The sequence below is a fragment of the Neptuniibacter pectenicola genome (assembly GCF_001597735.1).
Classification (GTDB): domain Bacteria; phylum Pseudomonadota; class Gammaproteobacteria; order Pseudomonadales; family Balneatricaceae; genus Neptuniibacter; species Neptuniibacter pectenicola.
On record NZ_LUTS01000199.1, the window covers coordinates 1 to 229 of the forward strand.

Consider the following 229-nt stretch of genomic DNA (forward strand, 5'->3'; position numbering starts at 1 on the left):
CTGGGCTATTTTCTGATCGAGCTTTAATTCAAAGCGCTGCGCATCAATGTGTTCTTCTGGACAAATTCGGGTAAGGGCAGAGGGGGTGGTGGTTAAAATAATGCCTGCTGACAAATCTCGAATTTGGGCTAAAGTATTTAAACGGTCAGAAATGATGTCTTGATGTGGTGAGAAACTGTCGTATGGCAGAGTTTCCCAATCGGAGAAGCGTAAGACAGGTAAGTTTTGC

General features: G+C 44.1%; 1 protein-coding gene. It reads right to left on the reverse strand.

The genetic code is table 11. The features are described from left to right. A partial coding sequence (locus A3773_RS18495; protein ID WP_231902246.1) for a hypothetical protein occupies positions 1–229 on the reverse strand: 229 nt, incomplete at both ends.